21 protein-coding genes are annotated in these 25,098 nt (G+C 60.3%); 8 read left to right on the top strand and 13 right to left on the bottom strand.

Translation table 11 applies throughout. The features are described from left to right. Nucleotides 1-7: 7 nt before the first annotated feature. Complete coding sequence (locus LAP85_10030) at nt 8-1,132, bottom strand: agmatine deiminase family protein (protein MBZ5496731.1); 1,125 nt, start codon at nt 1,130-1,132, stop codon at nt 8-10. Nucleotides 1,133-1,445: 313 nt separating this feature from the next. Between LAP85_10030 and speY the strand changes: the two genes are divergently transcribed. Together speY and LAP85_10020 are read left to right on the top strand one after the other, a co-directional pair. Beyond that, complete coding sequence (speY, locus tag LAP85_10025; protein ID MBZ5496730.1) at nt 1,446-2,558, top strand: deoxyhypusine synthase; 1,113 nt, start codon at nt 1,446-1,448, stop codon at nt 2,556-2,558. Nucleotides 2,559-2,692: 134 nt separating this feature from the next. Further along, a complete protein-coding gene (locus LAP85_10020; GenBank protein MBZ5496729.1) occupies nt 2,693-3,829 on the top strand; it encodes a type III PLP-dependent enzyme in 1,137 nt (378 codons plus the stop codon). A 393-nt stretch (nt 3,830-4,222) separates the two neighbouring features. Here LAP85_10020 and LAP85_10015 read toward each other — a convergent pair whose 3' ends face one another. The 6 genes from LAP85_10015 to LAP85_09990 form a co-directional block, all read right to left on the bottom strand. Further along, nucleotides 4,223-4,921, bottom strand: coding sequence for an ABC transporter permease (locus tag LAP85_10015; protein ID MBZ5496728.1), 699 nt, complete (start codon nt 4,919-4,921; stop codon nt 4,223-4,225). A 13-nt stretch (nt 4,922-4,934) separates the two neighbouring features. Next, nucleotides 4,935-5,804 (bottom strand): ABC transporter ATP-binding protein, encoded by an 870-nt coding sequence (locus tag LAP85_10010; protein MBZ5496727.1) that lies wholly within the window; start codon nt 5,802-5,804, stop codon nt 4,935-4,937. A gap of 189 nt (nt 5,805-5,993) precedes the next feature. After that, on the bottom strand, nt 5,994-6,299 hold the full coding sequence (locus LAP85_10005; GenBank protein ID MBZ5496726.1) for a hypothetical protein: 306 nt from the start codon (nt 6,297-6,299) through the stop codon (nt 5,994-5,996). Nucleotides 6,300-6,368: 69 nt separating this feature from the next. Beyond that, on the bottom strand, nt 6,369-6,656 hold the full coding sequence (locus LAP85_10000) for a hypothetical protein (GenBank protein ID MBZ5496725.1): 288 nt from the start codon (nt 6,654-6,656) through the stop codon (nt 6,369-6,371). A 308-nt stretch (nt 6,657-6,964) separates the two neighbouring features. Then, nucleotides 6,965-7,507 carry a hypoxanthine phosphoribosyltransferase gene (hpt, locus tag LAP85_09995; protein ID MBZ5496724.1) on the bottom strand — a complete coding sequence of 181 codons (543 nt, stop codon included), beginning with the start codon at nt 7,505-7,507 and terminating at the stop codon, nt 6,965-6,967. A 9-nt stretch (nt 7,508-7,516) separates the two neighbouring features. Further along, on the bottom strand, nt 7,517-8,500 hold the full coding sequence (locus tag LAP85_09990) for a cytidylate kinase family protein (protein MBZ5496723.1): 984 nt from the start codon (nt 8,498-8,500) through the stop codon (nt 7,517-7,519). Nucleotides 8,501-8,864: 364 nt separating this feature from the next. Between LAP85_09990 and LAP85_09985 the strand changes: the two genes are divergently transcribed. Both LAP85_09985 and LAP85_09980 read left to right on the top strand, forming a co-directional pair. Continuing rightward, nucleotides 8,865-9,740, top strand: coding sequence for a CoA ester lyase (locus LAP85_09985; GenBank protein ID MBZ5496722.1), 876 nt, complete (start codon nt 8,865-8,867; stop codon nt 9,738-9,740). A gap of 18 nt (nt 9,741-9,758) precedes the next feature. Next, a complete protein-coding gene (locus tag LAP85_09980; GenBank protein MBZ5496721.1) occupies nt 9,759-12,212 on the top strand; it encodes a TonB-dependent receptor in 2,454 nt (817 codons plus the stop codon). Between the two features lie 127 nt (nt 12,213-12,339). On the opposite strand, the gene LAP85_09975 is transcribed toward LAP85_09980, so the two are convergent. Then, complete coding sequence (locus tag LAP85_09975; GenBank protein ID MBZ5496720.1) at nt 12,340-13,167, bottom strand: hypothetical protein; 828 nt, start codon at nt 13,165-13,167, stop codon at nt 12,340-12,342. A 218-nt stretch (nt 13,168-13,385) separates the two neighbouring features. Between LAP85_09975 and LAP85_09970 the strand changes: the two genes are divergently transcribed. Genes LAP85_09970 through LAP85_09960 form a run of 3 tightly spaced genes read left to right on the top strand, consistent with a single transcriptional unit; the run spans nt 13,386 to nt 15,946 of the window. Continuing rightward, complete coding sequence (locus tag LAP85_09970; protein ID MBZ5496719.1) at nt 13,386-14,366, top strand: aldo/keto reductase; 981 nt, start codon at nt 13,386-13,388, stop codon at nt 14,364-14,366. A 9-nt stretch (nt 14,367-14,375) separates the two neighbouring features. After that, nucleotides 14,376-14,558 (top strand): hypothetical protein, encoded by a 183-nt coding sequence (locus LAP85_09965; protein MBZ5496718.1) that lies wholly within the window; start codon nt 14,376-14,378, stop codon nt 14,556-14,558. A 5-nt stretch (nt 14,559-14,563) separates the two neighbouring features. Further along, a complete protein-coding gene (locus tag LAP85_09960) occupies nt 14,564-15,946 on the top strand; it encodes a sodium:alanine symporter family protein (protein ID MBZ5496717.1) in 1,383 nt (460 codons plus the stop codon). A 3-nt stretch (nt 15,947-15,949) separates the two neighbouring features. On the opposite strand, the gene LAP85_09955 is transcribed toward LAP85_09960, so the two are convergent. Continuing rightward, entirely contained in the window at nt 15,950-17,401 is a 1,452-nt protein-coding gene (locus LAP85_09955; GenBank protein ID MBZ5496716.1) for a sodium:solute symporter, read from the bottom strand. Nucleotides 17,402-17,768: 367 nt separating this feature from the next. Between LAP85_09955 and LAP85_09950 the strand changes: the two genes are divergently transcribed. Continuing rightward, complete coding sequence (locus LAP85_09950) at nt 17,769-18,872, top strand: peptidylprolyl isomerase (GenBank protein ID MBZ5496715.1); 1,104 nt, start codon at nt 17,769-17,771, stop codon at nt 18,870-18,872. A gap of 12 nt (nt 18,873-18,884) precedes the next feature. Here the strand turns inward: LAP85_09950 and LAP85_09945 are convergent, their stop codons facing one another. The 4 genes from LAP85_09945 to LAP85_09930 form a co-directional block, all read right to left on the bottom strand. After that, nucleotides 18,885-21,092: a peptidylprolyl isomerase gene (locus tag LAP85_09945; GenBank protein ID MBZ5496714.1), complete on the bottom strand. Its 2,208-nt coding sequence runs from the start codon at nt 21,090-21,092 to the stop codon at nt 18,885-18,887. A 197-nt stretch (nt 21,093-21,289) separates the two neighbouring features. Then, entirely contained in the window at nt 21,290-22,651 is a 1,362-nt protein-coding gene (locus LAP85_09940; GenBank protein ID MBZ5496713.1) for a sigma-54 dependent transcriptional regulator, read from the bottom strand. Next, nucleotides 22,648-24,117, bottom strand: a complete 1,470-nt coding sequence (locus tag LAP85_09935) for a hypothetical protein (GenBank protein MBZ5496712.1) — start codon at nt 24,115-24,117, stop codon at nt 22,648-22,650. The genes LAP85_09940 and LAP85_09935 overlap by 4 nt, the downstream gene beginning before the upstream one ends. A 6-nt stretch (nt 24,118-24,123) precedes the next feature. Beyond that, the gene (locus LAP85_09930; protein MBZ5496711.1) at nt 24,124-24,780 is read right to left on the bottom strand and encodes a hypothetical protein; all 657 of its coding nucleotides are present in this window, start codon (nt 24,778-24,780) and stop codon (nt 24,124-24,126) included. Between the last annotated feature and the right edge of the window lie 318 nt (nt 24,781-25,098).

The raw sequence follows: 25,098 nt of genomic DNA, 5'->3' as shown, positions 1-25,098 counted from the left end.
AGACCATTCAACATGGAGGCAGCAAGCAATTTTGTTTTGTTGAGCACTCTGCCGGCTGTTGTTGGGTGAGGCAATGCAGCGTGCCGAACCCGAGCACGAGATCGACGGCGTGGATGCCGATCACGGGGCGGTCCCGGAAGAGTTCACTCAGAATGCCGAGCGCGATGCGGTCCTTCGGGTCGTTGAAAGTGGGCACGAGCACCGCCGCGTTGGAGATATAAAAGTTGGCATAGCTGGCCGGCATCCGGTCACCATCGAAAAAGACAGCTTCCGGCGTCGGCAGCGCCACAATCTCGGGCTTTGAGCCGTCCTCGAGTCTGAGATCCTGAATCCGCTCCCAGTTCTCTGCGAGCGAACGGTAATTGGCGTCTCCAGGATCATCTTCCTTAATGAGGATCAACGTGTTTGGGTTCACGAAGCGGCAGACATCATCGACGTGTCCGTGGGTGTCGTCGCCCGCCACGCCGCCGCCGAGCCAGAAGATATTGGTCACGCCGAGATTTTCCTTGAGCGCGATCTCGATGTCATTTCGGTCCAGTCCCGGATTCCGCACCTGCGTCGTCGAGTCGAGGTAGCATTCTGCCGTCGTCAGCAGGGTGCCGCGACCGTTGACATCGATGCCGCCTCCTTCCAGGACGAAACGGCGCCCCTGGGACCGTGCGTCGAACAGCCGCTTCGCCAGCCGTCTTGCTGCGGTTTCCGGCACACGGCGGTCCTTCTGCCAGTCGGGATATTTGGCCCAGGCGTTGAAGTGAAAATGGACGATCGCCGTCTCCGGCTTCCTGCTGTCGCGCCGCCGCACAAAAATGGGACCGCTGTCGCGCGTCCAACTGCGGTTGGTGGGGTGCACGATGAACTCCACGCGGCTCACATCGGCTCCGGCGCGCTTAAGGTGCCGTAGACCCAGTTTTTCCTCGGTTTTTGAATTGACCAGCATGCGCACGATTTCGCCCGGCACGATCCTGCGCACGATCTCGCCATAAACCCAGCGAATGGTGTCGAGCTTATCCGGCCAATCGGTGGGATTGTGCGGCCAGGCCAGCCAGGTAGCCTCGTGTGGTTCCCACTCCGCCGGCATCGAAAAACCAAGCGCCGCGGGTGCCGGATTCTTGATGGCATGTGCTTTCGGCATAGGCATCGATTGGAGGATAATGCGCCGCGCCCGAACTTGCCACGGATAATTTCACGGAACGCGCGAAGATAATTCTTGCGTTCCGCGAAATGCGCGGCAAGACCTTGCGCCTGCTTTTCCCGGCCGGTCAGCTGTGCTAGTCTAATCCCGCCCGGATCTTGTCGACAATGCGTGCCGCACCGGTCTTGCGTGCGCGAGAAAATGGATTGGAACTATGGCGAAAGCTCAAAAGACACAGCGGCGCTACCGTGAAGACCTTACGGAGATGCCGGACTGGATGAGAAAGAAGAAGTGCCCTCACCGGGACAAGTATATGTCGGGAAAACGCATCCTGCCCCAAAACCTTACGGGGAGGGAAAAGCTCGCTGACCTCGTGGATGAGGCTTTTCTCGCATACAACTCGGCGCGGTTGAAAGAGGGCTGCCAGCTGTTCGTTCAGAAGATGCTCGAGCCGGATGTGACCGTGGGGATGAGCCTCTCGGGCGCTCTCACTCCGGCAGGCCTCGGTTGCTCCTCCATCGTACCGCTCATCAAGGCCGGTTTCGTCGACTGGATCGTCTCCACCGGTGCAAACCTCTATCACGACCTCCATTTCGCTTTGAACTACCCTGTGCGCGTCGGCAGTTTCAAGATGGACGACACTGACCTGCGCAACAATGACATCGTCCGAGTGTATGACGTGCTGCTCGGATACAGCGACTGTCTGATGGCCACCGATGAGATCCTGCGCAGCATTCTCATCCAGCCGGAATTCCAGAAGGAAATGGGCTCCGCCGAGCTTCATCACCTGCTGGGCAAATATGCGGCCGAATGGGAACGCACGGCCGGCCTCAGAGACGTGTCCGTGCTGGCTGCCGCATATCGCGCAGGTGTTCCGTGCTACACGTCCTCGCCTGGTGATTCGACCATCGGCATGAATGTGGCCGGCGTGCAACTGCGCGGCAACAAGCTGCGTGTCAATCCGTCCATCGATGTCAACGAAACCACGGCCTTCGTGCTTGCAGCCAAACGCGCAGGGGGCAGGAGCGCTGTGGTCCTCTGGGGCGGCGGCAGTCCCAAAAACTTCATGCTCCAGACCGAACCCCAAATACAGGAGGTGCTCCGAATCAAGGAGTACGGCCAGGACTACTTCCTGCAAGTGACCGACGCCCGCCCCGACACGGGAGGTCTCAGCGGCGCCACGCCGAGCGAGGCCGTGAGCTGGGGAAAGGTGGATCCGGACCGTCTGCCCGATGCCGTGGTTTGCTATACCGACACCACGATCGCAATGCCGATCCTTACTCACTATGCGCTGGCAAAGCACAAGCCGCGAAAACCGCGGCGCCTTTACGACCAGCGCGCCAAAATGATGAAGGCTCTGACGAAGGAATATTTCCTCCACAACAAGGTGAAGATGATCGACGGTTCTGACCCGATTCTCGACTGAACGTGGGCGCCGGCGGCCCGGCGCCGCCCAGCGCTGCGATGATTCGGGCCCGGCCAGGCCTGAGATTGAAATATGTCTTATCTGCGGGGATGCAGGTCGCGTCGGCCGGCCGCGACCTTATTTCGGAGGCTGGCATGGCCACAATGAGACAGCTGCAAGCCATTGCCCAAGACGACGGCACACCTGTGGTGGTCATTGACCACGACATCATCCGCGCCAACTACGCGCAGTATAAAAAGCATCTGCCCAAGGTGCAGGCCTATTACGCCGTAAAGGCCAATCCCGTGCCGGAGATTGTGCGCACCCTTTATGAGGCCGGCGCCAGCTTCGATGTCGCCTCATTGCCGGAGTTCATGTTGGTGTACGAAAACATCAGGCACCTCCCCCCCAAGGAACAGCAGGACTTCATCTGGGACAAAATCATCTTCGCCAACACAACGAAAACCAAGGAAACGCTCCAAGCTCTCGACCAGTACAAACCGCTGGTCACCTACGACAACGTGAACGAGTTGCGCAAAATCAAACAATACGCGCCCCACGCCGGCGTGGTGCTGCGGCTGCGCGTACCGAACACCGGCTCGATGGTAGAGCTGTCGTCGAAGTTCGGCTGCGATCCCGGTGAAGCGGTGGACCTGATCCTGGAGGCATTCCGCATCGGATTGGAGGTCGAGGGACTGAGCTTCCACGTCGGCAGCCAGTGTACGAATTTCGAAAACTTCGTGCAGGCCCTGAATATGGCCGCCGCCGTGATGAAGGAAGCCAAGGCCCGCGGCCACGAGATCAAAATCCTCGACATCGGCGGCGGTTTTCCGGTGGCCTACGATCGGCATGTCAAGCCCTTCAGCGCGCTGGCAAGAGTGATCAACGCGGAAATCGATCGGTTGTTCCCGGAAGACATTCAAATCCTCGCCGAGCCCGGCCGGTTTTTCGTGGCCACAGCGGCCACGCTGGTCGCGCGGATCATCGGGAAAGCCGTCCGGGACGGCAAGACTTCTTACTTCATCGACGACAGCGTCTATCACACCTTTTCCGGCATCATCTTCGATCACTGCCAGTATCACCTCAAGGCGTTCACGAAGGGTAAGACCGAAATCTGCGCGGTTTTCGGGCAAACCTGCGACGGGCTCGACACCATTTCTCAGTCTGAAGAACTGCCTGACCTGGAGCTCGACGACCTGGTCTTCTCCGAAAACATAGGCGCCTACAGCAACGCTTCATCAACCTGGTTCAACGGTTTCTCGCCCGCGAAAGTGGTACACGTGAACCAGTAGGATATCGACTCCAGGCTATCCTGAAGATCGCGAGACCCACACGACCTGGCCTGAATGGTTCATGAAGTTGGACGGCAAAAGCTTCTGCGCACCGACAAGATCAAAACCGTCGGCGTCCAGAGATCTGTTTTGGGCAATCACTCATGAATAATCCGGTCTATCGGCGACTACGGATGGCAGTCATGCGCCAGGCGGATACCAGGATCAGTAAAATGGGGATGATGATGTTAAGGAATGCCCGCCACCATCCGTGCGGAGGATCGGCCAGTGCGCCCAGCAGCAGAACCACTCCCGTTGCCAAGATGAAAAGGTAAACAAAGCGTTCCCGATTATGCACCAGACATCCCTCTCTTTCGCCGGGACAGATCTGCGCCCGAGCGACGGCTCCTGTGTTTAATCCTCCTCCAGGTCAGCCCATTCTTTCCGCTCAAAAAACCATGCCGAAAGACCGACCAGGAGGAGCGCCGCCAGAGCAACCGGCAACGCTGCCGCACAGAGCAGGCCAATGTTGCCTGCGAGCGGGCCGGCCCGCTCCGTAAAGGCATTGAAATCCTGTTTGCCCAGGTATTTCTGTGCCCCATAGCCCAGGATCATGAGGCCGCAGAGCGTCCAGATAGCTGCCTGAATTGCGATTCGAGTGTCGAGTATCGTAAAAAGCGCCATGCTGATGCCGAGGAAGAACACTGCTGCGGTATTCGTCCACAGCACAAGCGCTGCCCTGGGCTGGGCGATTCCGATTCCCAAGGCCTGGCACCCGGCAGGTTCGAGGACAAGCGTGGTGTTGATCAGAATCAGGCAAAGCAGCATCGCGCCCAGGCATTTTGTGATCATGATGCGGAATCCGGAAACGGGCAGCAGTCTGAGCACTCGGAAAGTCCCTTTGATTTTCTCCTGGCCGATGAACCACTGCGCGAGCATCATCGGCGCGCTCACACCCAGATAGCCGAACACAAATCCGACGTACCCTGCACTATCCTTCCCTGACCCGGTGAGCAGGGCAAAGACGAGCGGCAGCGCCAGCGCGGATGCGGCAAGCCCGAATAATCCCCGGGCATGTTGTACGACATCTTTCCAAAACAGAGTCCGGATCACGGCATGCCTCCTTTCACGCCACCTGCAGGAATATCTCCTGCAGATTGGGGCGGCTTACCTCAATTGCGCCTGCTCCGAGGAGCGCGAGTTTCCGGGTCAGATATCCTGTTTCTTCCCTTGTAACGAACATGGCCCGGTTGGCGGCTATGGGATGTGCCGTGTTCTCAAACTCGCGCACCCAATCCACTTCCGCAGGCGGCGTGAACTCGACCTTGTGCCATGCCTCCAGAAAACGTCGTTTGGGTTCGTGACACCGCAGCACGCCGAGCTTGAGAATCGCGATCGAGTCCACCAAACGCTCGACCTCGTCCAGGTTGTGCGAGGAAATCATGACCGCCCCGGTCGCACCGGTGTCGATGACATGGCGCAAATCCTGCAGGAAATAAAATTTCATCACCGGGTCCAGTCCTGATGTCGGCTCATCGAGGATCAGCAGGCGGGGCTGTATTGCCAGAGCCTGGAGAAGGCCCAGTTTCTTTCGCATCCCCATAGACAGCTCTTTGATTTTCTTGCCCGAATCCAGTTCGTATCTGCTCATCAGATCCCGGCAGCGCCCGGCGTCCCAGTTCGGGTAGAACTTCGACGTGAACCGGAGGGCGGCATCGACCGTCATCCATTCGTAGAAGGCGAGCCTCTCGGGGACGTAGCCTACGAGGCCGCGAATCTTCTCCGACGAGATGTCCTGGCCGATGCCGGGCATCCGGACGCTGCCGGAGTCCCGACCGATCAAGTTCAGGATACACTTGAAAAGAGTAGTCTTGCCGGCGCCGTTCTGTCCGATCAGTCCGAGGATGTTGCCAGCCGGAACGGCCAGGTTCACATCCTGCAGCCTGAAACTGCCATAGAATTTCGAAACTGAGGATATCTCTGCTGCGAGGTTCATGGCTATGACTCGATTCCATATGTCTGTACAGCGTTAGCGGCAATTTTGAGGTGCGGCAGAACCGGCTTCCGAATTGGGCGTTGCTAGGCCCCCGGTGACGGTATGAGTCAAACCGGGCATTGTTATCGATGTATTTCGGTCCCGCCGCGGATCCGTCTTGGGAATTCCAGACTCCTGGACTGGCCTGGTCTAGTCAATGCATATGGCAGCTGCCACATGGGCGCCCACCGAGATCACAGCCGCGGAGCCCAAGCCGACGCTGACGCCTGCCACTCCGAGGGCGAGCACCCCGATGCCGATGCCGACCAGAATCCCGCATGCTCCAACATTGATTCCGCCGGCCAGCCCGGCTGCCTCTGAATCCGAGAGTAGCTGGGAAGAGTCGATCCATCCGGTGCCGTAGCCATACGAGGCGAGACTCACCAGAAGGATCACTGCCAGAGCCAGGCAGTTGATCTTGCCGAGAACTCCTTTGCTTTGATACCACCGATACATGGGAACCTCCTTTGCTGAATGAATACTTCACATCCTGCGGATATGCCGCTGCGCACGCAGGAATCCGCGCTAGAGCCCCAATGCGGTTGCGCATGCCTTGAGGGTTGTCGCCGTCAACAGCGCGGCGGCGGGAGCGCCCACGCCACTGGCATAGCCGCTCACCAGCAGGGTGAAGCCTATGCCGCAGCCAACGCCTGCGAAAAAGTCGCCCCACGCGCCGCCTCCCGCAATCGAGGCGGCGTCACGATCGGTCAAGGGGATCGAAGCGGATCCCTGAAGCAGGTTCGCGCCCGGGGCCGCGGAACACAGAATCAGCAACACCGACATGCTCAGCACAAGGCACAGTAGTTTCTTCATTTCTAAGACCTCCTTTTATGCATGTGAACGAGACTTGCAGTTGCCCGGAAGCGATCGAGGGACCGTCCCTCATTCCCCTGCCGAATCTGCGCTAGCTCGGAATCACAGGACTGCTGCAGCCGGGAAACTCTTTCGCTTCCGGTCTGCCCTTACTGTTTCGCGGAGAGGGTTTCTATTTCAGGCGAATTCGTGCTGAGGGACGGTATCGCCAGATTGCCGATACTGCAAAGGAAGATCTTGACTGAGGGATGGCAGAAACACGGGGCTCTGCTGTGCTGCGTGCCTCTGCGACACGACAGCGCCGCCGGCTACTTCCCCTGGTAGATCTGGCTCTTGAGGATGCCGACGTACGGGAGTGCGCGATAATGCTGATCGTAATCGAGACCGAATCCCACGACAAAGCGGTCAGGGATCTCGAAGCAGCGGTACTTCACAGGGATTTCGACGAGCCGCCGGGTGGGCTTGTCCAGGAAGGTGCAGACAGCCAGACTGCTCGGTTGACGTCCCGAGAGGATGTTGAGCAGATAGCGCAGCGTCAACCCGGTATCCACAATGTCTTCCACCACCAGCACGTCCTTGTCCAGGATGTCAAGGTCGAGATCCTTGGAAATGCGGACCACGCCCGGCAGCGCTCTGCCGGGTGAGAAGCTTGCTATGCCCAGAAAATCGATCTCGACCGGCACATCCAGCGACTCTGCCAGGTGCGAGAGAAAGAAGACCGCTCCCTTCAGAACTCCGACCAGCATCAACTGGCGCCCCTGATAATCCCGTGATATCTCCCCGGCGACCTCGCGGATGCGCTGATGAATCTGCTCGTGAGTAAATAATACCTTTTCCAGGTCTTCGTGCATGGGCTCGATCTAACCTCGCGTGCTCTTGGTGGCGTACTTGAACAGGAGGTCTTCAAAGTCCTTCTGGTAGAGAAGGCGGATTTTGATCTCGGGATAAAGCTCGAGCAGCCGCCTGACCTTCCTGTTCTTCTTGGTTACGAGCGACTGCTTCATGGTGGTGAGTTCGACATACAGGTCGCTGTCGGGGAGGTAGAAATCAGGGGAGAAGGCTTCGCTGATATTCCCCTTTTCGTCGTAACTCAGAGGGAAAGTACGTGGTTCGTACTGCCATTGAATACCGTAGAAGTCCAGCAGGCGCGCGAACACCATTTCGCTCGGATGGGCGAATTGCATCAAGGACTGGTTCTGCTCGATGGACAGCTTCGTGAGGGAGCGCACGAGGCGGATCTGGTTGCGCAAGCGCGCGCGCTCAGCGGCCTCATTGGATACCATCCCGAAGTCGGCCAGTTTCTTCTCCCGCGCTGCGAACATCACCTGTTCCACCGCTTGATTGATGTCGAAGCCGCCGGCGTTGAGGACGAGGTCGTAGCGCTCCGGCGTCTCGCTTGGGCGCCGGAAGGTGGAGTGGAGAAACCGCAGCGTGCGGCGGTAGTGCTCGTCGATGTCCTTGAGGGCTTGTTCAAATGAGACGCCCTTGTCCTGCATGATGTTGTGGACGCGAATGTCCCTTGCCGCAACCAGGCGCACGTGCATGGCGTTCGGGAAAGCACGGAAAATAAACTGGCCGCCGCACTCGAGCACAATCAGGTCTTCCAGCACCGCCATGTCAGTCAGGATTGCGGAAATCAGATTGGCGAAGAGCTTGCTGGAGTCTAGCTCCCGGGGTGTCTGGCCGATCTCCCCCGACAGCGAGTAATCGAGCTGATACCGCGTGCGGATGATCTCATCGACTTTGGCCGGAGTGACCAGGGAGAATCCGAGACGCTGGGCGAGTTCAGAGGCCAGGATCTCGCCGCGGGTGCCATACTGATAGGAAACCGTGATGATAGCCAAAGGTGTGCCGTCCCGACGGAGCGGATCGAATGAACCTCTAAAAAGAAAATAATACCGCAACGCGACGGGCGGCTGCAATCCAAACGAAGGCCGTCTTATATGTGAACCCCGCGAACAGACCATTTTTCTGTCGCGCATATTTCGTGCTCGACATAACGGCGCCACCAGAGGGCGTACGAGGCCTCGCGGCTTCGGCTGTGGCAGCGCTCAGTTGCAAGCATCTCGCGGTGGTGCTATAAGGTCAGGGGGCCATCGGAAGCTCGGGGCACAATGCGATTCGCGAATACTTCGCGGGGTTAGAGGTGAACGTGCCATTCCATGACTGGCCCAGAAGTGGACTTGCCGTGGAAGATCGGTTGTTCTCATGATCACCGGGCTCAGGCGCAGCGCGCTTTACATCCCCTGCGACCGCAGGAAGATGGTCGAGAAGTCCGTCGAGTATCCGGCGGACCTCCTTCTGCTCAATCTCGAGGATGGGATCGCGGCATCCAGCAAAGATACTGCGCGCGCCAACGCTGTTGGGGCGCTGAAGGCGCTGGACTTTGGCGCTCGTGAAGTAGTAGTGCGTATCAACAGCCTGGAGTCGGAAGCCGGAAGGTGCGATCTTGCGGCTGTTCTGCCCTGCCGCCCCGACGGCATATGCCTCCCCAAGATCGAAACGCCTGCGGCTGTGCGGGCGGCCGAAACCGCGATTCTGGAACTGGAATCCGGCCACGAGTCGCCTGAAGGAGGGGTGCGGCTCCACGCCATGATCGAGTCGGCCGCAGGGGTGTTGAGCGCGCGTGACATCGCCGCCTCATCGAGCCGGATGGCGTCGCTCATTTTCGGATCCGCCGACTACTGCGACGACGTACATTGCCAGCCTGGAGAGGATCGCATCGAATTGTGGTTCGCCCTGCAGATGGTTGTGGCCGGCGCACGCGCTGCTGCCGTCGACGCCATCGACGGGCCCTGTTTCGACATCAGTAACCAGGACCTGTTGCACCGGGAGGCCACCCAGGCGCGGCGCTTTGGTTTTGACGGTAAGAGCGCGCTCCATCCTGGACAGCTGGGCACCATCAACGGAGTATTCGATGTGACGCCGGAGGAAAGAATCTGGGCCGAAAAGGTGGTGGCCGAGTTGCAGGATGCCGAGAACAGAGGACGCGCATTGTCGACTCTCGAAGGGCACCTCATCGACAATCCGCACCGCAATGCGGCGCAACGCATACTTCGCCGCGCGCGGCTTTCACGAAAGTAACACGAAGCCATGCTTCACATGCGACCGATCGCCCTTCACTGTGCGTTTGCCGCCATTTTGTGTGTCGCCCTGGTAACGTCTGGCCTTGCGCAGGAACTGTCTGGAAAGGTGATTGATGAAAACGGTCTGGCCGTGGCCGGCGCCAAGGTCAGCCTGAATGGAGGCGGTTTGAAGGCGCCGCTGGCAGCCGTGAGCGATGATGCCGGGCGCTTCCAACTGCCTGCGGTGGAGCCCGGAACCTATGAGCTGAAGGCGGAGAAACCGGGCTACTACGCGACCATTTCGCGCGCGCTGCAAATCAAGGAACGCGCCACTTCCCTCGAGGTGGTTTTGAACCATCAGCAGGAATTCGAGGAAACGGTGAACGTGGTCTATTCCGCCCCCGTTGTCGATCGCCAGGAAGCATCCAAGGCAACGACGATCACAGCCGAGGAGATTGTCGACCTCCCGACGATCGCAACCCACGATTTTCACAACTCCCTGCCACTGATCCCGGGCATCGTCAAGGACAACAACGGGCGCATGCACATGAACGGCGGCAGGGAAAACCAGGCATTCTACAGCCTGGACGGCTTCAACATCACGAGCCCGGTATCCGGCATCCTCGAAAACCGGATCTCCGTGGATGCCATTCGTGCCCTGCGCATCGAAACCAGCCGCTACTCGGCCGAGTACGGCAAAGGCTCGGCAGGTGTAATGGCCCTCGAGTCGTCTCAGGGGGATGACCACTTCCGTCTTTCCTCCACCAACTTCCTGCCGTCCTTTTCGGTCAACGACGGATTGAAACTCAGCAACTGGAATCCACGCGCCACGATCTCGGGGCCGATCGTCAAGGGCCGGGCCTGGTACTACAACGCGCTCGATCTTCAATACGACCTGAACGTCATCAAGGAACTACCTCCGGGAGGAAATACCAACCACAGCTGGCAGGGAAGCAACCTGACGCGCATCCAGGTGAACCTGGCCGGCAAGAACATCCTCACCGGCGGATTGCTCTTCGACTTCCGGGACTCCCCGCACTTTGGTCTGAGCCCGCTGGACCCTGTGGAGACCACCCGCGGTCTGAGCGAGCACTTTTATTTCTTAAACCTCAAGGATCAGGCTTATTTCAGCGGAGGCTGGGTGCTGGAGACCGGCGTTGCCATGAATCAGATCAATACGCGGCAGCAGCCCCTCGGCAGACTCCCCTATGTCCTCAGTCCGCAGGGTCGATCTGGAAACTACTACCTGCAATCGGAAGGGAAAGTGGGCCGCACGCAGGCTCTTGCCTCGGTGATGGCTCCGTTGTGGGACTGGCACGGGCGCCACAGTTTCAAATTCGGTATCGACGCCAACCGGATCAGTTATCGGCAGTTTTCTGATCGCCGCCCCTTCGAGATCGCGGGCAGCACAGGAACGGTTTCCCGGCAGGTCAGCTTCCAGGGCAATCCGCGCTTCGGCCGGAACAGCTCCGAGTTCAGCGGATATTTTCAGGATAGCTGGATGCTCAACGATCAAGTTTTTGTGGAAGCCGGGATACGCTTCGACTGGGATCAGGTGCTGCGCCAGCGGCTCTGGTCACCGCGCCTGGCCTTCACCTGGGGCCCGGCGCGCTTTCCCGACTCCAAGTTTTCGGCAGGTATCGGTGTTTTTCATGATGCAACCAATCTCGCGATCCTGGCGCAAGCCCTCGATCAGGAGCGCTCGGATATTTTCTTCGACCAGTCAGGAGCCCCCGTGCCAGGGGGGCCCCTCGTCACGCGGTTTATGGTCGACGAGCGCGGCCTGAGAGCGCCATTTTACCTGAACTGGAGCGCGGGCTGGCAGCAAAAGCTGGGACGGGGCTTTTATTTAGACACCAATTTCATCCGCAAGAACGGGCGACACGGCTGGGCTTATGATCTCGGGCCTTCCATCCCATCACTCCCCACACAGTATGTCTACTACTTGGGCAGCGCACGACGGGACAGTTACTCTTACGTCGAGATCGAGCTCTCGCGCACCTTCAAAGGAAAGTATCCATGGCTTCTTTCCTACGCGCGCGCCAGCACGCGCACCACGCAGGTGATCAACTTCTCCCAGGATAATCCGATTTTTGCCCGGCAGGCTGGAGGGCCGCTCGACTGGGACACGCCCAACCGGCTCATTTCCTGGTCCGTCATCCCGCTTCCGCACTTCAAGAAGTATTCGCTGGCCTATTTTGCCGAGTGGCATACCGGCATGCCCTGGAGCCGGGTGAACCAGTTTCAGCAGCTTGTAGGCGAGCCAAATTCGCGCCGATTCCCCAACTACTTCAGTCTGAACCTGCATCTGGAGCGGCGCGTTCGCATCTGGCGCTCGGAGTGGGCCCTGCGTGCGGGCTTCAACAATATCACCGGCCATCTGAATCCGACCGTCGTCAACAACAACATCGATGCGATGGATTTCGGCCGCTTCAGCGGTTCCGAAGGACGGGTGTTCACGGGACGAATCCGCTTCCTGGGCAAAAACTGAGAAAACGGGAGTCAGGGCAAGGGCGTTATCAAAACCGCTGCTCTACTGAATGACAACTTCGGCATGATTCCATCGTCTGCCTGCGCTGAGTAACCTGGCTTTTATTCTGACTCCTGACTCTTCCTCTTCATGCGACGCGGGGAGCAATGCGGAAGATCACGGTGTGGCGCACGGTAGCCAGACAGCGCCGGCCGGCGAAAACGGCCACATCCAGGACGATGAAATGGTTGCCTCTGAGTTCGAATTTTTCGAGCACGCACCCTCGCGTTTCCACCGTGCACTCCTGCTCCTGGGCGTGGTAGTTCTGCACGGCGCTCGACACGTGAATCCAGGGAGGAAGATCATAGTTGGCGGTAAGAAGGAGGTTGGCCTGGGAAAGGAGCCATCCGGGATGCACGAGCTGTTGATAGATCTGGTGATGGTCGCGCACCGTCTTTTCGCAGTACTCCCAGTGAGTTTTGCGGTCGAACTCAGATGTGACCGCGGTCAGGCGCTCGCCTGCCTTCAGCGAGTGGAGCGAGATGGGGCGCTTCAATTCGCGCTGGCCTGGCGGATAGTCGTCGGGCGACGGTTCCGGAACAGGGGGATGGGTCGGCAGCCTGGCAACGCCGGTACCGCAGGCCATGCCCTGTGGATTCTCAGCACGGTATTCGATGCAAAGGGTGCCTTCCTTGGTCACGGAGGATATGTGACCGGCTACCCGGATCTCTTCTCCTTCGTAGGCCGGGTGGTGGAATGCGACCTCCGCGAAGCCATGCTCCAGCCAGTCCCTGCCCAGCGACTCCACCAGGCTGCGGGACATGTAGGCGTATATCGTCACGCCAGGCACCAGCCCGGCCTTGTAGCCATGGCGGCGGGCGTGGGTGTCATCGCAGATCAGGTTGCAGGCATCTGCACCGCTCTTGACTGCCTTCACTCGGTACTCGGGAAGCGGAGAACCTATGGCGTAGAGCATCGGGTCCAGATCTCCAAGGTGTGCAGGTCGGACAGCCAACTCCACGATCGATGGCTCAGGATACCACAAAGCCCGGCAGGCAGCATGCAGTTGGCAAGAAGCAGTGTGCAGTTTCTGCTCCAGACTGCCAACTGATTTTCGAGCGCTGGCCCCAAATGTCATAGTATCATTTTGCCGCCGGCAGATCTGGGTGTGAATTTTGACGGCAGGAGTCAGCCATGCAAGCGATGGAATTCCGGACTCTCGGTAAGACCGACCTGAAGGTCTCCCGCCTCGCGATGGGCGCCATGACATTTGGCGGCCAGGCACCCGAGGCTGAGGCGATCCTCATGGTCGACCGCTGCCTGGAACATGGAATCAATTTTTTCGATACCGCCAATGTCTACAACCAGGGGAAATCCGAGATTATTCTAGGGAAAGCGCTGCGCGGGCGGCGGCACAAAGCAGTGTTGGCTACCAAGGTGCGAGGCAAGATGGGGGAGGAACCGGACGATGCCGGCCTCAAGCGTCCCGCGATACGCCAAGCCATTGAGGCCAGCCTCAAACGCCTGGGCACGGAATACGTCGACCTCTACTACCTGCACGCTCCCGACTGGGATACGCGCATCGAAGAAACCCTCGACGCAATGGACGAGTTGGTGAGAGAAGGGAAAGTCCGTTACCCTGCGGTGTCCAACTACGCTTCGTGGCAGTTGGTTCAGATGCTCTGGTACTGTGAGAATCATGGTTTCGCTCCCCCGACCGTCTCTCAGCCCATGTACAACCTGCTGGCGCGGGGTATTGAGCAGGACTACCTGGCCTGCTGCAAGGAGTACGGTATTGCCGTCGTGGTTTACAATCCGCTCGCCGGTGGGCTTCTCACCGGAAAGCACCTGCAGGAGAAGCCGCCGGCTGCCGGCACGCGTTTTGACAGCAACAAGATATATCAGGACCGGTATTGGCATTCCTCCTACTTTGACGCCCAACATGAAGTGTCCGCGATCGCAAACCGGGCAGGGATGTCGACGATTGCACTCGCTTTTCGCTGGCTCCTGATGCAGCCGGCGGTTGATTCTGTGCTGCTCGGAGCCTCCGGTATCGGACAGCTCGAAGAAAACCTCAAGGCCTGCGAGGGCCCCGTGCTAACAGCTGACGTGCTCAAGGAATGCACTGTCGTCTGGGAAAAACTGCGCGGCGCCGCGCCAAAATACAACCGCTGAATGCAAGTGATGCGTTATGAGGTGCATGTAAGACATGAGGCTCCGGCGTTGCTCGGGACCGAGGTGACGGCCTGCGCCAGGCTGCTCGAAGCCGATGGCCGCAGGCTGCTGTTCGAAGTGCGAGTCCTGCAGGGAAACCAGGTGATCGGAGAGAGATTGCATCGTCGTAGCATCATAAAGGCGGCCGGGTAGATCAGATGCGCGAGTTCTGGGCACTGGCAGCTGCGTGGGTGTGGGGGCCGCCGACGATCATCCTGTTGATGGGCACCGGCATTTACCTTTCCTTCCGCCTCAGGTTTGCACACCTGCGAAAGTTCAAATGGGGCTGGCAATTCGCCTTCCAGAGTGCCGCCGCCCGGGCTGAAGCCCGGCAGGACGGCGCCGCACTCCAGGGCGACATCTCGCCCTGGCAGTCGATGATGACGATGCTCGCCGGCGCCATCGGAAACGGCAACATTGCCGGCGTGGCCACTGCCATTGCCATAGGCGGGCCGGGCGCCATTTTCTGGATGTGGGCCAGCGGCCTGTTTGCCATGGCGACCAAGTACAGCGAGGCAGTTCTCGGGCTGAAGTTGCGCGAGCGACTTCCGGACGGCAGCATGGCGGGCGGCCCCATGTACTACCTGAAGAATGGCGTCCGGTCGCCGGTGCTCGCATGGGTGTTTGCCTTTCTGGCCGGAATGGCCGCCATGACCACCGGGCCGCTGGCTCAAACCAACTCGATGGCATTGGTGCTCAACACCGAGTTTCAAATCCCGAGATGGCTCTCCGGGGCGGCCATCGCCGTGGGCGTCTGGCTGGTCGTCATCGGGGGCATCAAGAGCATCGCCCGCTTTGCCGAAAAGCTGGTCCCAGTCAAGGTGACCCTATACGTAGGCGGTTGTCTTTACGTCATCCTCGCGCACGCCCACCTGCTGCCCCAGACCGTGGCCCTGATTCTGGAGAGCGCCTTCACCCCGGCGGCCGCCATCGGCGGGTTCGTCGGAGCCCGTGTGATCGATGCGGCCCGGCTGGGCGCCGCGCGCGGACTCTATGCCAATGAAGCAGGGCTCGGGACTGCCGGCATGGCCTACGGCGCGGCCCGCAGCCGCAGCCCGGTGCGCCAGGGATTGATCGCAACGGTGGATGTTTTCGTCATCACCTTCATCACCTGCACGATGACTGCCCTCGTGGTCACCATCACAGGGAAGTGGACCAGCGGTGCCCTGAGCACCCCCTTGGTGGCGTCGGCCTTCAATACCAGCATCCCGGTCGCGGGAGGCTGGATGGTGGCCGTGAGCTCCTTTCTGTTTGGTTACTCCAATCTTGTGGGGTGGGCGTATTACGGGGAACTCTGCTTCGGGTACATTTTCCGGTCCAACGTCCTCAAGATCTACGCCTGGATCTATTGCGGTCTGATATTCGTGGGCGCCGTCACCGAGGTGAAGACCGTTTGGGACTATGCCGACACTATGAACGGCCTCCAGATTTTCCCCAACCTGATCGGGTTGCTTGTATTGGCGCCCCTGGTGGTATCTGCCACCCGCGGCTACTTCAACGGCGCGAAGGCAACCGGGAGCGGCGCGGTGCGCAGCCCGTAGGCTTTACGCCTGGGCTTCCGCGCGCTTGAAGAGCAGGCTGGCGGCATAGCCCACCGCGAAGGTGATGACGGTGCCGATGAGCACGTACCAGGTGTAGGGAATGGTGCTGAATTTCCACACCGCCAGCATCGTCGCGAGCCCTGTGGCCATGCCCACGATCGAGCCCTTTTCATTGGCCTCTTTCGTCAGCACGCCCAGGAGAAACACGCCCAGCATGCTGCCATACGTGATTCCCGCGATGGTCAGCCCCGCCTCGAGGACCGATTGGACCTTGCGCGACATCACCGCAAGCCCGACCAGGACCACGCCCCAGAGCACGGTCATCCAGCGCGAAAAGCGCACCTGCTCGGCCGCAGTGGCGCCTTTCTTCAGGAACGGCCGATAGAAATCCACCACGGTCGTCGAGGCCAGCGAGTTGAGGGCGCTGCTCAAGTTGGACATGGCGGCGGCGAAAATCGCGGCGATCATGAGCCCGGACACGCCGTGCGGCAGGTGCCGGACAACAAAGGAAGGGAAGATGCGGTCGCGAACCGCCGGGACGGTTTCCTCCGGGTGATACAGAAAAAAGCTGAATAGCATGACGCCGACAATCAAAAAAAGCGCGAACTGGAAGAAGACGAGCAGGCCGCTGCCCAGGAGCGCCAGCCTGCTTTCGCGCTTGTTCCGGGCGGCGAGCAGGCGCTGCACGATCAACTGGTCCACGCCGTGGCTTGCCGTGTTGAGAAAGGCGCCGCCGATGACTCCGGCCCAGAAAGTGTAGGTGATGTGATAGTCGAAAGAGAAGTTCCACAGGACCATCTTGTGCCCGGCATTGGCCATGACGCCGGGCCAGCCGCCGGGGATCAAGCTCAGGATCACGAAGAACGAAACCAGCGTGCCGCCGATATAAATGAAGAGCTGGACCACATCGGTCCAGATGACGGCCGTGAGGCCCCCTTCGAACGTGTAAATCAGTGTCAGGGCCGATATGATCAGGATCGACCACACGTCCCCGGTTCCCAGCACGACACTGACTACGGTGGCGATGGCGAACACCCGCACGCCCTCCGCCAGCGCCCTCGTGATCAGGAACATGCTGGCCGTGGCATGCTTGATCGTGGACCCGAAGCGCCGCTGCATGAGTTCGTAGGCGGTGTACATCTGCCCCTTAAAATAGGCCGGGATCAGGACCAGGCAGATGAACACGCGTCCGACCAGATAGCCCATCACCAGCTGGAGGAACGAGAGGTCCCCGCCGAAAGCAATGGCCGGAGTGCCGATGATGGTGAGCGTACTGGTTTCCGTTGCCACGATCGACAGGGACAGAGCCCAGGCAGGGATATCCTGGCCTCCGAGAAAATAAGTGTGCAGAGACCGCTGCTTTTTGCGGAAGCTGACGCCAAAAAGTGTGATCGCGGCCAGATAGAAGACGACAATGAGGCCGTCCAGCCAGTTGAGACGCAAGGCATCCCCCATTCGGGTGGGGTTCAGGAATAACTCAAATGGAATGCGATTGCAAGAGCCGGGAGGATGGACCCGCGATTCACACACGGCAGGCCAAAAGGAGCCACGAATGACACGGCGCAGCCTGGCGGCAACCCAAAAGTCTCAACGCAGAGTGCGCCGAGGGCGGAACATTGACCGTAGATAGACGCAGATGAACGCAGAATATGGAGGGACGAGCATGCAGCTTGACTGAGAGCCATTCTTGGCTGTCCCCTTTTCCCACCGGTATGCTATTATTTCCGGCGGATCTGCCGGCACCCGGCGAGGCCCGGCCCACGAGCACCAGCGCCGGTGGATTACCCATATCGAAATCAATTGAAGGAGCGCTTTATACCCCGTGAAAACATATATCAGATTGGCGGCTGTGGTTGCTGTAATCCTGTCAGCCAGTTATGTCGTGGCTCAGACCCAGGGTCAGGCGACTGGTCAGACCCAAACAAAAAAGCCCCCAACCCCGCCGGCTCAGGCGGCCAAACCTCCTGCCAAGGCGGCCGAGCCGGACGAGCCGATTCCTCCGGCGGCTCCTAATGCACTTTTCCCTGCAGTGGTCGCGCGCGTGAACGGCAAGCCCGTTCTGGGTAGGGATCTCGAGCAGCGCGTCCGCGCGGAGCTGGCCACCATCGGCAGCCCGGCCTGGAAGGACCTGCGTGATGACTACCGAAGTGAAGTCACGAGCCGCCAGCTGGCCCAGCTTGTGGGAGATGAGCTCCTGTACCAGAAAGCGATCGGCAGCGGCGTGGTGGCCACGCAGGCCGAAATCCAGGCGCAATTCGACCAGGTTGCCAAGACATATCCGAACGACGCCGCGCTGAACACCGATCTGGCAAACCGCGGGATGGATCGTAAGGCGCTCTCCCGGGAGCTGGCCAGGACCCTGGTGGTCGAGAAATACATTCGGGAGAATATCACCAAGAAGCTGGTCGTCACGCCGGCTGAGGTCTTGGATTACTACAACACCCACCCCGATGAGTTCAAGCATCCGGATATCATCCGGACCAGCCACATTCTGATCAGTGTGCCGGAAGGTGCCTCGGCCGAGCAGGACAAGATCGCCCAACAGCGTGCCGAAGCGCTCCTGGAACGCGCAAAAAAGGGGGAAGATTTCGCTAAGCTGGCCAAGGAAAACTCCATGGACCCCTCCGCCTCGCAGGGGGGCGATATCGGCGTGACCACCAACGGCGAACTCGCCCCCGAATATGAACAGGCGGCCGCCAGACTGAAGGTGGGCGAGGTCGGCGTTGTGAGGACATCGTTCGGCTATCACGTCATCAAGCTGACGGACAGGAAGACGGCGGGGACATCCACGCTAGATGAGGTTCGCGGCCAGCTCACCGAGTTTCTGAAAAACCAGAAAGAAGATGCCGAGGTGGCGAAACTGGTCAAGACTCTGCAGAGCCAGGCAAAGATCGAAGTGCTGATTACCGCCGGGTCTGTGGGATAAAGACCCGGATACTCACCAGCCGCACAAATGCGGTGAGTGCGTTTCATGGTTGCTGGTGCCGCAAGCGCGCGCGCCGGCTCGGGCGGTACGGATCTCGACGCGATCGATCACGTCACCCTCCAGCACGCCCTCGACCACATCCATGCCGCGGACGACTGCCGCGAAAACCGTGTAATCCGGATCCAGCCTGGGATTGTCGACCAGGTTGATGAAGATCTGGGCGTCGCCCGTGTCGCGCCCGCGGGTTGAAATGCCGACGGTGCCACGCGCATGCATGAGTCGTCCCAGTTCATCCCGCATATAGCGCGCATCCCCCATATACTCGTTGGCCCCGGGACTGCCTCCTTGAATGACGAAGTTGGGCTCGACCCGGTGAAACGTCAGTCCGGCGTAATATCCGGATCGCGCCAGCTGCACAAAACGCAACACGGTCGCAGGCGCGTCGGCGGAGAGCAAGTGCAACTCGAAACTCCCGCCGGTGCGCATCCTCACTATGGCCGTTGCGTTGGCGAGTGCTTCAATCTCGGCAAGCCGGGGAGCCGGACCCGGATCCAGTGCCCTGGTTACGGGAACATGCCGGGTGCCGGTCCAGGATGCCAGCACCTCGGCGGCCAGCGCAGCCACTCTGGGATCGAAATCGGCCAGATAGGGCTCCAGGGCAGTGGCATGCTCTGCGGATCCCAGCTCCCGCAGGCGCTGGAGGATGGCGATCCGTGGGTCGCGCGACGTGTCGCGGTGCTCCGCAGTCAGCCTGGCGAGAGAAGCAATGAGTGCCGTCACGGCACCGGCCTTGTCCGGCGCAGCTGTCAGGCCGCGCGCCGCCGTGCTGATCAGCTGATAGTCGCGCGCTGCGAGGGCTTGCAGATAAAGAGCGTCCGCTTCGTGACGCCGGTTGGTGATGAGCCCCCCAAGCGTTGCGGTCCTGACATTGTCGACCGGATCGCATGCCAGCTTCTCGAGTAGCATGTGGTCACGGGTGTTGGCGGCTGCCCGCGCCGCATAAGCCCGTACCTGCCACTGCGGATGTTCCGCGAAACGCGTCAACCTGGAGCGCGCGGCTTCAGGCGCAACCTTGGAGAGTGCGACAAGAGCGTGCGCAGGCGCGTGCCAGCCCCTGGCGACGGATTTCGCCGGCAGCTTGTCGGCGATCTGTGCCAGGGTGTCGACAACCATCTGGTGGGCAGGACACACGCCAGCGAGCAGATCGACAGCCTGCAACGCCACGAAAGGCGTTGGGTCCTTCACGGCCGCGAGAATCGGTCTGCAGCCCTCTGCGCGGCCACGGCGGCCGTAGGCCGCAAGTGCCTCGTAGCGGACTGTCGAAGAAGGATCCTTCAGGGAGCGGCTTATGATGGCATCGGCGCCACGGTCGTCAGTCGAAAGTGATGCCGCGCCCCGAACTGCCTGACGGCGCACCTGGACATCCCGGTCCTGGAGGACACGGGTGAGAAACGCAGCGTCCGCTTTTGCTGATGCCACCAGCGCCGCCAGCGCCAGCCGTCTCACCACATCTTCCTTTGCGGATGAGGCCAGTTCCTGCAGTCTTTCAACGGTTGCGGCCGCCGGAGGTGAGAGCTTGAGGCTCAGACGGACCAGTGACTCGATGCCTCTGGCCGCGCCGAGCAGCACGGCTGCAGGCGCGTCGTGCCCAGCTGCAGAGCGCGTCGCTGCGACCAATGCAGCTTCGGCGGCCCGGTAATCTCCTGCGGTCTGGTAGGGAAGGCGGCCGAGCACTTGGCATAAGGCAGCACGCACCTCTGCATCCCCCTCCCCCGCAAGCCGCTCGCGCAAATGTGCGCCCGCCTCGGCTGCCCGGAGCCGGTCAGCCAGGAGAGCGCGGCCATATGCAGTGGCGGCCTCGCAGCGCACCTCAGGCGACGGCGCGGCCAACAGCGGGCGAATGTGATCCGCCAGCTCGGGCCGCTCCAGACGGCCGAGAGCCCGCACCGCCAGGCACTGAATCGCGGGATCGCTGTTTCCGGCCGCGTCTGTAAGGACGGCAAGATCTGTCTCAGAGCGAGCACGGTTGTGCTCTGCGCTGAGGATCGCCTGACGCAAAGCCGCATCGGACGCGGCCGCGCGGCCGAGAGCCGGCAGGCTCATGACAGTGAACAGGAAGAGCGCCACCGCCCGGGTCGGGTCTGCGGCAGCGCGACGATGACTGACGCGTCGATCTCCACCCATCGGCTCACCTCGGTGCAGCGAATATCTTCGATCCATGCGATCCTCCGGGAACCTATTCTAGAACCGGGAGCCAGGAAATACACGAACTAGACGAGATGAGTTTTCGCGTCTTTTCCGCCCGTGGTGGCGCACGCCTGATGAACCGAAATATGGACAAAATCATCTAACTATCCAAACCGCAGGGAAAATGAAGATTGACGAATCTACGGGGTGTCATCTGTCATCGGTCGTTTTTATTCGAGGCCGTGCTCGCGAAGTTTGTCGTAGAGGAGCCTGCGGTTGATCTTCAGCAGTTGCGCGGCGCGGGTACGATTCCCCGCCGCGGTTGCCAGGGCGCGTTCGATCAGCCGGCGTTCGAGCTTGTGGACCGCCCCATGGAGCCCCTCTTCGAGGCTGAAGGCATCGAGGGGGTCGGCGGTAAGCGGTCCGGCGGCGAGCTTGACGTGTTCGGGCATGATCACTCCCGAGCGGCTGAGAATCAGGGCGCGCTCGAGGCAGTGTTCCAGTTCGCGCACGTTTCCAGGCCAGTCGTTCTGGTAGAGGACCCGGCGCGCCTCTTCGGAGATCGTGGGTGTCGGCAGCCTGAGGCGTGCTGCGCTGCGACGCAGCAGGACCTGTGCCAGTTCAAAGATGTCTTCGCGCCGCTCGCGCAGCGGGGGAATGACGATGGCAACCACATTCAGGCGATAATACAGATCCTCGCGGAAGCGTCCTTCGCGAACGGCGCCCTCGAGATCGCGGTTGGTGGCGGCGAGGACGCGGACATCGAGCGGAATGGTTATATTCGATCCGAGTCGTTCCACGCAGTGGTCCTGGAGCACACGCAACATTTTTGCCTGGGTTGAGGGGCTGAGGTCACCGATCTCGTCCAGAAAGATGGTCCCGCCATCCGCGAACTCGAACTTGCCGATACGACGCTGAGTGGCTCCGGTGAAAGCGCCCCGTTCATGCCCGAACAGTTCGGCCTCCAGGAGTGTTTCCGGGATCGACGCGCAATTGACCTTCACCATGTGCAGTGCGGCGCGCGGGCTGTGCCGATGAAGGGCGCGCGCGACCACCTCCTTTCCCGTTCCGGATTCGCCGCGGATCAGCACGGTCGAGTCGGTCGGTGCCGTCTGGCCGATCAGCTTGTACAGCTTCTGCATGGCAGGACTGCTGCCGACGATCTCGGACTCCTGGAGCGTGTCCTCCTCGATGCGGTAGGCCTCGAGCTCACGGATGCGGCGCCGGTTTTCAATGGCTCGCTGGAGCTGGATGCGCAGTTCGTCGAAATTCAGCGGCTTGATCAGATAGTCGAAAGCGCCGAGAGCCATCGCTTCGATGGCGACGGCGCTGGTGCCATAAGCAGTCATGATCAGGACGGCGGGGGGATTGGGATTCTCACGCAACTCGCGCAGCAGCACCAGGCCATCTTTGCCGGGCATGCGAATATCGATCAGTGCCGCCTCCACGGTCGTCGTAGTGAGGATTCGGGCGGCCTCATCTCCATCTGACGCGCAGATGACCTTGTATCCTTCATCCTCGAGCAGGGCGGAGAGCGACTCCCGCGCCTGCTTCTCGTCTTCGGCGATCAAAATGGGAACATCGTGTTTCAAAGCGGGCGACTCCTGTCGATCGGAAGCTGCAGGATGAAGTTCGTACCCGAAGGACCGGTTTCGAACTCGAGCACACCTCCGTGATTCGCCACGATCTCGCGCGACACGGCCAAGCCCAGTCCGCTGCCATTCGGCTTGGTGGTGTAGTAGGCGTCGAAAATGTGGGGCTTAGCCTCTTCCGCGATGCCGGGACCCTGGTCCGAAACCACGATGCGCAAACTCGAATCCTGGTGCGTCACTTCGACGGCGACCGTGCCGGCGGGGGGGGATGCGTCTATGGCGTTGAGAAGAAGATTGATCAGCACCTGCACGATCTGTGGGCCGTCGACATCCGCAGCCTGGCCCTCTTCGAGTCCCCGGATCGAGATGAGCACCCCTTTCTGCCGTGCGGGTTCCTGCACCATCTTGACCGCCTGTTCCGCCAGGGGCGCCAGCTTCTGGACCTGGCGATTGATCATGGCGGGACGGCCGAAAGCCAGGAGCCGCCCCACGATCATGTCAAGACGGTCAATCTCGCGCAGGGATTCCTGGATCTCATGGGAGACGGGCGCTCCCTTCTTCAGCCGCCGGTCGAGGAGCTGCAGTGTGAGCTTCATGGAGTTCAATGGATTGCGCACTTCGTGAGCCACGCCGGAGACTACCTTTCCAAGTGCGGCCAGCCGGTCCTGACGGCGCAGTTCGGCCTCGAGCGCCACGCGCCGTTCGGCCATGCCGTTGATGGCCATGGCAATTTGGCCCAAATCGCCCCTGATCATGGGCAGGCGATAGGTGAAGTCCTCCTCGAGTTTGTGCAGGCCGCGGCGGATGCCGGCCACGCCCGAGTGGAGCATGTACCAGATGGAGACGATCCCAAGCATGCCCAGGAGGGTAAAAAGAACCAGGGCGGCAAGCCACCAGCGCACGGTTTCCGCGATTGGTTCACGAGCCAACGAGATGCGTCTCGCCGTCCACGCGACCGCACCGCCGGATTTCGTGCGCCCGGCGGCCCAGACGACGTAATTGGTGTCGAACTGGTTTTCTTGGGATATGATCTCGTCGGTCGCAGCGGCGCGCGCGGCCAGGGATCGGATAAACTCCATTCTTGGACCCCTTGGGCGAGGTCTCGCAGCGGTCGTCTCGGAGGAACTGGCATAGCCCGACAGACGATCCTCCTTCACCAGATAGATGCCTCCGTCGACCCCCTCGAATGCCCGCAAGACTGTTTTTGCCATTCCGGTGAGAGAGAGATCCTGTGCTTCCGGGGGCATCTGCAGCAGATCGCTCCCGTAAGTGGTCCGCTCATCGTATTGAGTTCGGAGTTCCTGGCATGCGGCGATGCAAGTTTGTCGCGCATCCGCCCGCAGGGCGCCTTCCGTCGTCGTGATGATGTTGTTCACGATGAATGCCGCCAGTCCGAAGACGGCCAGGGAGGCGGCGGCGATGATTGCTGCTTGGGCGCGGAAACTCGCTGGGGCCGGCCAGAACATCTTTGCCTACTTGATCACAGGCGGATCGGGAATGCGCAGCGAGGCATGAGCAATGTTCTCCAAAGCCGCCACGATCATGGAAGACGCGTCTCCCAGCATCTGAGCCCTGTCATATTGGTGGGCATCGTAAGCGCTGCGCGCCTGCTGGTAGAGGCTGCGCGTGTAAGTTACGTACTGGTTTGCCAGCTTCTCCCCGCTCAGCTCGGCGAAATATCCCGCCTGTTGCACGCGGAAGTAGCAGCGCTGCAAAAATTCTGCGGCGTCGCGCTTATCATTATCGTCGATCTCGCCGGCTTTGCGAGACATAAAAATCCTCTCGCTGGCCCGGAGCAGGGCATCCATGGCACGCGCGAGCCGGTCAAACTGGAAGTTGTTTGCACGCGCCTGCCTGGTACGTTCCAACAACTCGCTTGCGCGAGCGTGCAGGAAAGTGGTTTCCGGACCGGGATCAGGAGCGTTCATCCTCCAGGCCAGCGTTTTGCTCAAGCGCTCCAACCGCTCCTGCTTGTCGCGCTCCGTCCAACCCTTGCCGTCCCGTCCGCCCTGATCCCACTGCCCTCTTTGACCTCGCGGCGGATCCTGAGAACCGGACTGCATTGCGATAGCACTGACCGCTGCAGCCAGCGCCAGCGCCGCTGCTGCCGTATTAATAAGAATTTTCATTTTCAGCACAGCCGCCTCGGAACAAAGACACCTGAGAATTCCGCACCCTGTGACCGCAGTGAATGACTCCTTGACCTGAAGAATGCCTGCAGCCCGAATCACTCCGACTCTCGATTCGGAAGCCCGAAACACCTGACATCACAGACCCATCCACAAAAGGGGAGCAATCCGTGTGCCATGAATGAACTTCTGTAAACTCAATGGCTTCAACGCAAGGGTCCTCCCGTACTGTGCGGTTTCTGTACACCTAGTGTGAAAGTCTTGCCCACCGTCGCGCAGTCGGGCAGCTCAGAGCCGCTCTCAATCATAGTGAGAGAG

The sequence above is a fragment of the Terriglobia bacterium genome, from assembly GCA_020072565.1.
Lineage (GTDB): Bacteria > Acidobacteriota > UBA6911 > UBA6911 > UBA6911 > JAFNAG01.
Note: the sequence above shows the minus strand (reverse complement) of the source record. Positions and strands in the feature narration are given on the sequence as shown.

Coding starts and splice junctions, on each gene's coding strand:
- LAP85_09935 (MBZ5496712.1), bottom strand. CDS start 24,117: ATGTTCTGGCCGGCCCCAGCGAGTTTCCGCGCCCAAGCAGCAATCATC.
- speY (MBZ5496730.1), top strand. CDS start 1,446: ATGTCGGGAAAACGCATCCTGCCCCAAAACCTTACGGGGAGGGAAAAG.
- LAP85_09965 (MBZ5496718.1), top strand. CDS start 14,376: ATGCGTTATGAGGTGCATGTAAGACATGAGGCTCCGGCGTTGCTCGGG.
- LAP85_09930 (MBZ5496711.1), bottom strand. CDS start 24,780: ATGAAAATTCTTATTAATACGGCAGCAGCGGCGCTGGCGCTGGCTGCA.
- LAP85_09955 (MBZ5496716.1), bottom strand. CDS start 17,401: ATGGGGGATGCCTTGCGTCTCAACTGGCTGGACGGCCTCATTGTCGTC.
- LAP85_09975 (MBZ5496720.1), bottom strand. CDS start 13,167: ATGCTCTACGCCATAGGTTCTCCGCTTCCCGAGTACCGAGTGAAGGCA.
- LAP85_10000 (MBZ5496725.1), bottom strand. CDS start 6,656: ATGAAGAAACTACTGTGCCTTGTGCTGAGCATGTCGGTGTTGCTGATT.
- LAP85_09980 (MBZ5496721.1), top strand. CDS start 9,759: ATGCGACCGATCGCCCTTCACTGTGCGTTTGCCGCCATTTTGTGTGTC.
- LAP85_10005 (MBZ5496726.1), bottom strand. CDS start 6,299: ATGTATCGGTGGTATCAAAGCAAAGGAGTTCTCGGCAAGATCAACTGC.
- LAP85_09985 (MBZ5496722.1), top strand. CDS start 8,865: ATGATCACCGGGCTCAGGCGCAGCGCGCTTTACATCCCCTGCGACCGC.
- LAP85_09945 (MBZ5496714.1), bottom strand. CDS start 21,092: ATGGATCGAAGATATTCGCTGCACCGAGGTGAGCCGATGGGTGGAGAT.
- LAP85_09970 (MBZ5496719.1), top strand. CDS start 13,386: ATGCAAGCGATGGAATTCCGGACTCTCGGTAAGACCGACCTGAAGGTC.
- LAP85_09960 (MBZ5496717.1), top strand. CDS start 14,564: ATGCGCGAGTTCTGGGCACTGGCAGCTGCGTGGGTGTGGGGGCCGCCG.
- LAP85_10020 (MBZ5496729.1), top strand. CDS start 2,693: ATGGCCACAATGAGACAGCTGCAAGCCATTGCCCAAGACGACGGCACA.
- LAP85_10010 (MBZ5496727.1), bottom strand. CDS start 5,804: ATGAACCTCGCAGCAGAGATATCCTCAGTTTCGAAATTCTATGGCAGT.
- LAP85_10030 (MBZ5496731.1), bottom strand. CDS start 1,132: ATGCCGAAAGCACATGCCATCAAGAATCCGGCACCCGCGGCGCTTGGT.
- hpt (MBZ5496724.1), bottom strand. CDS start 7,507: ATGCACGAAGACCTGGAAAAGGTATTATTTACTCACGAGCAGATTCAT.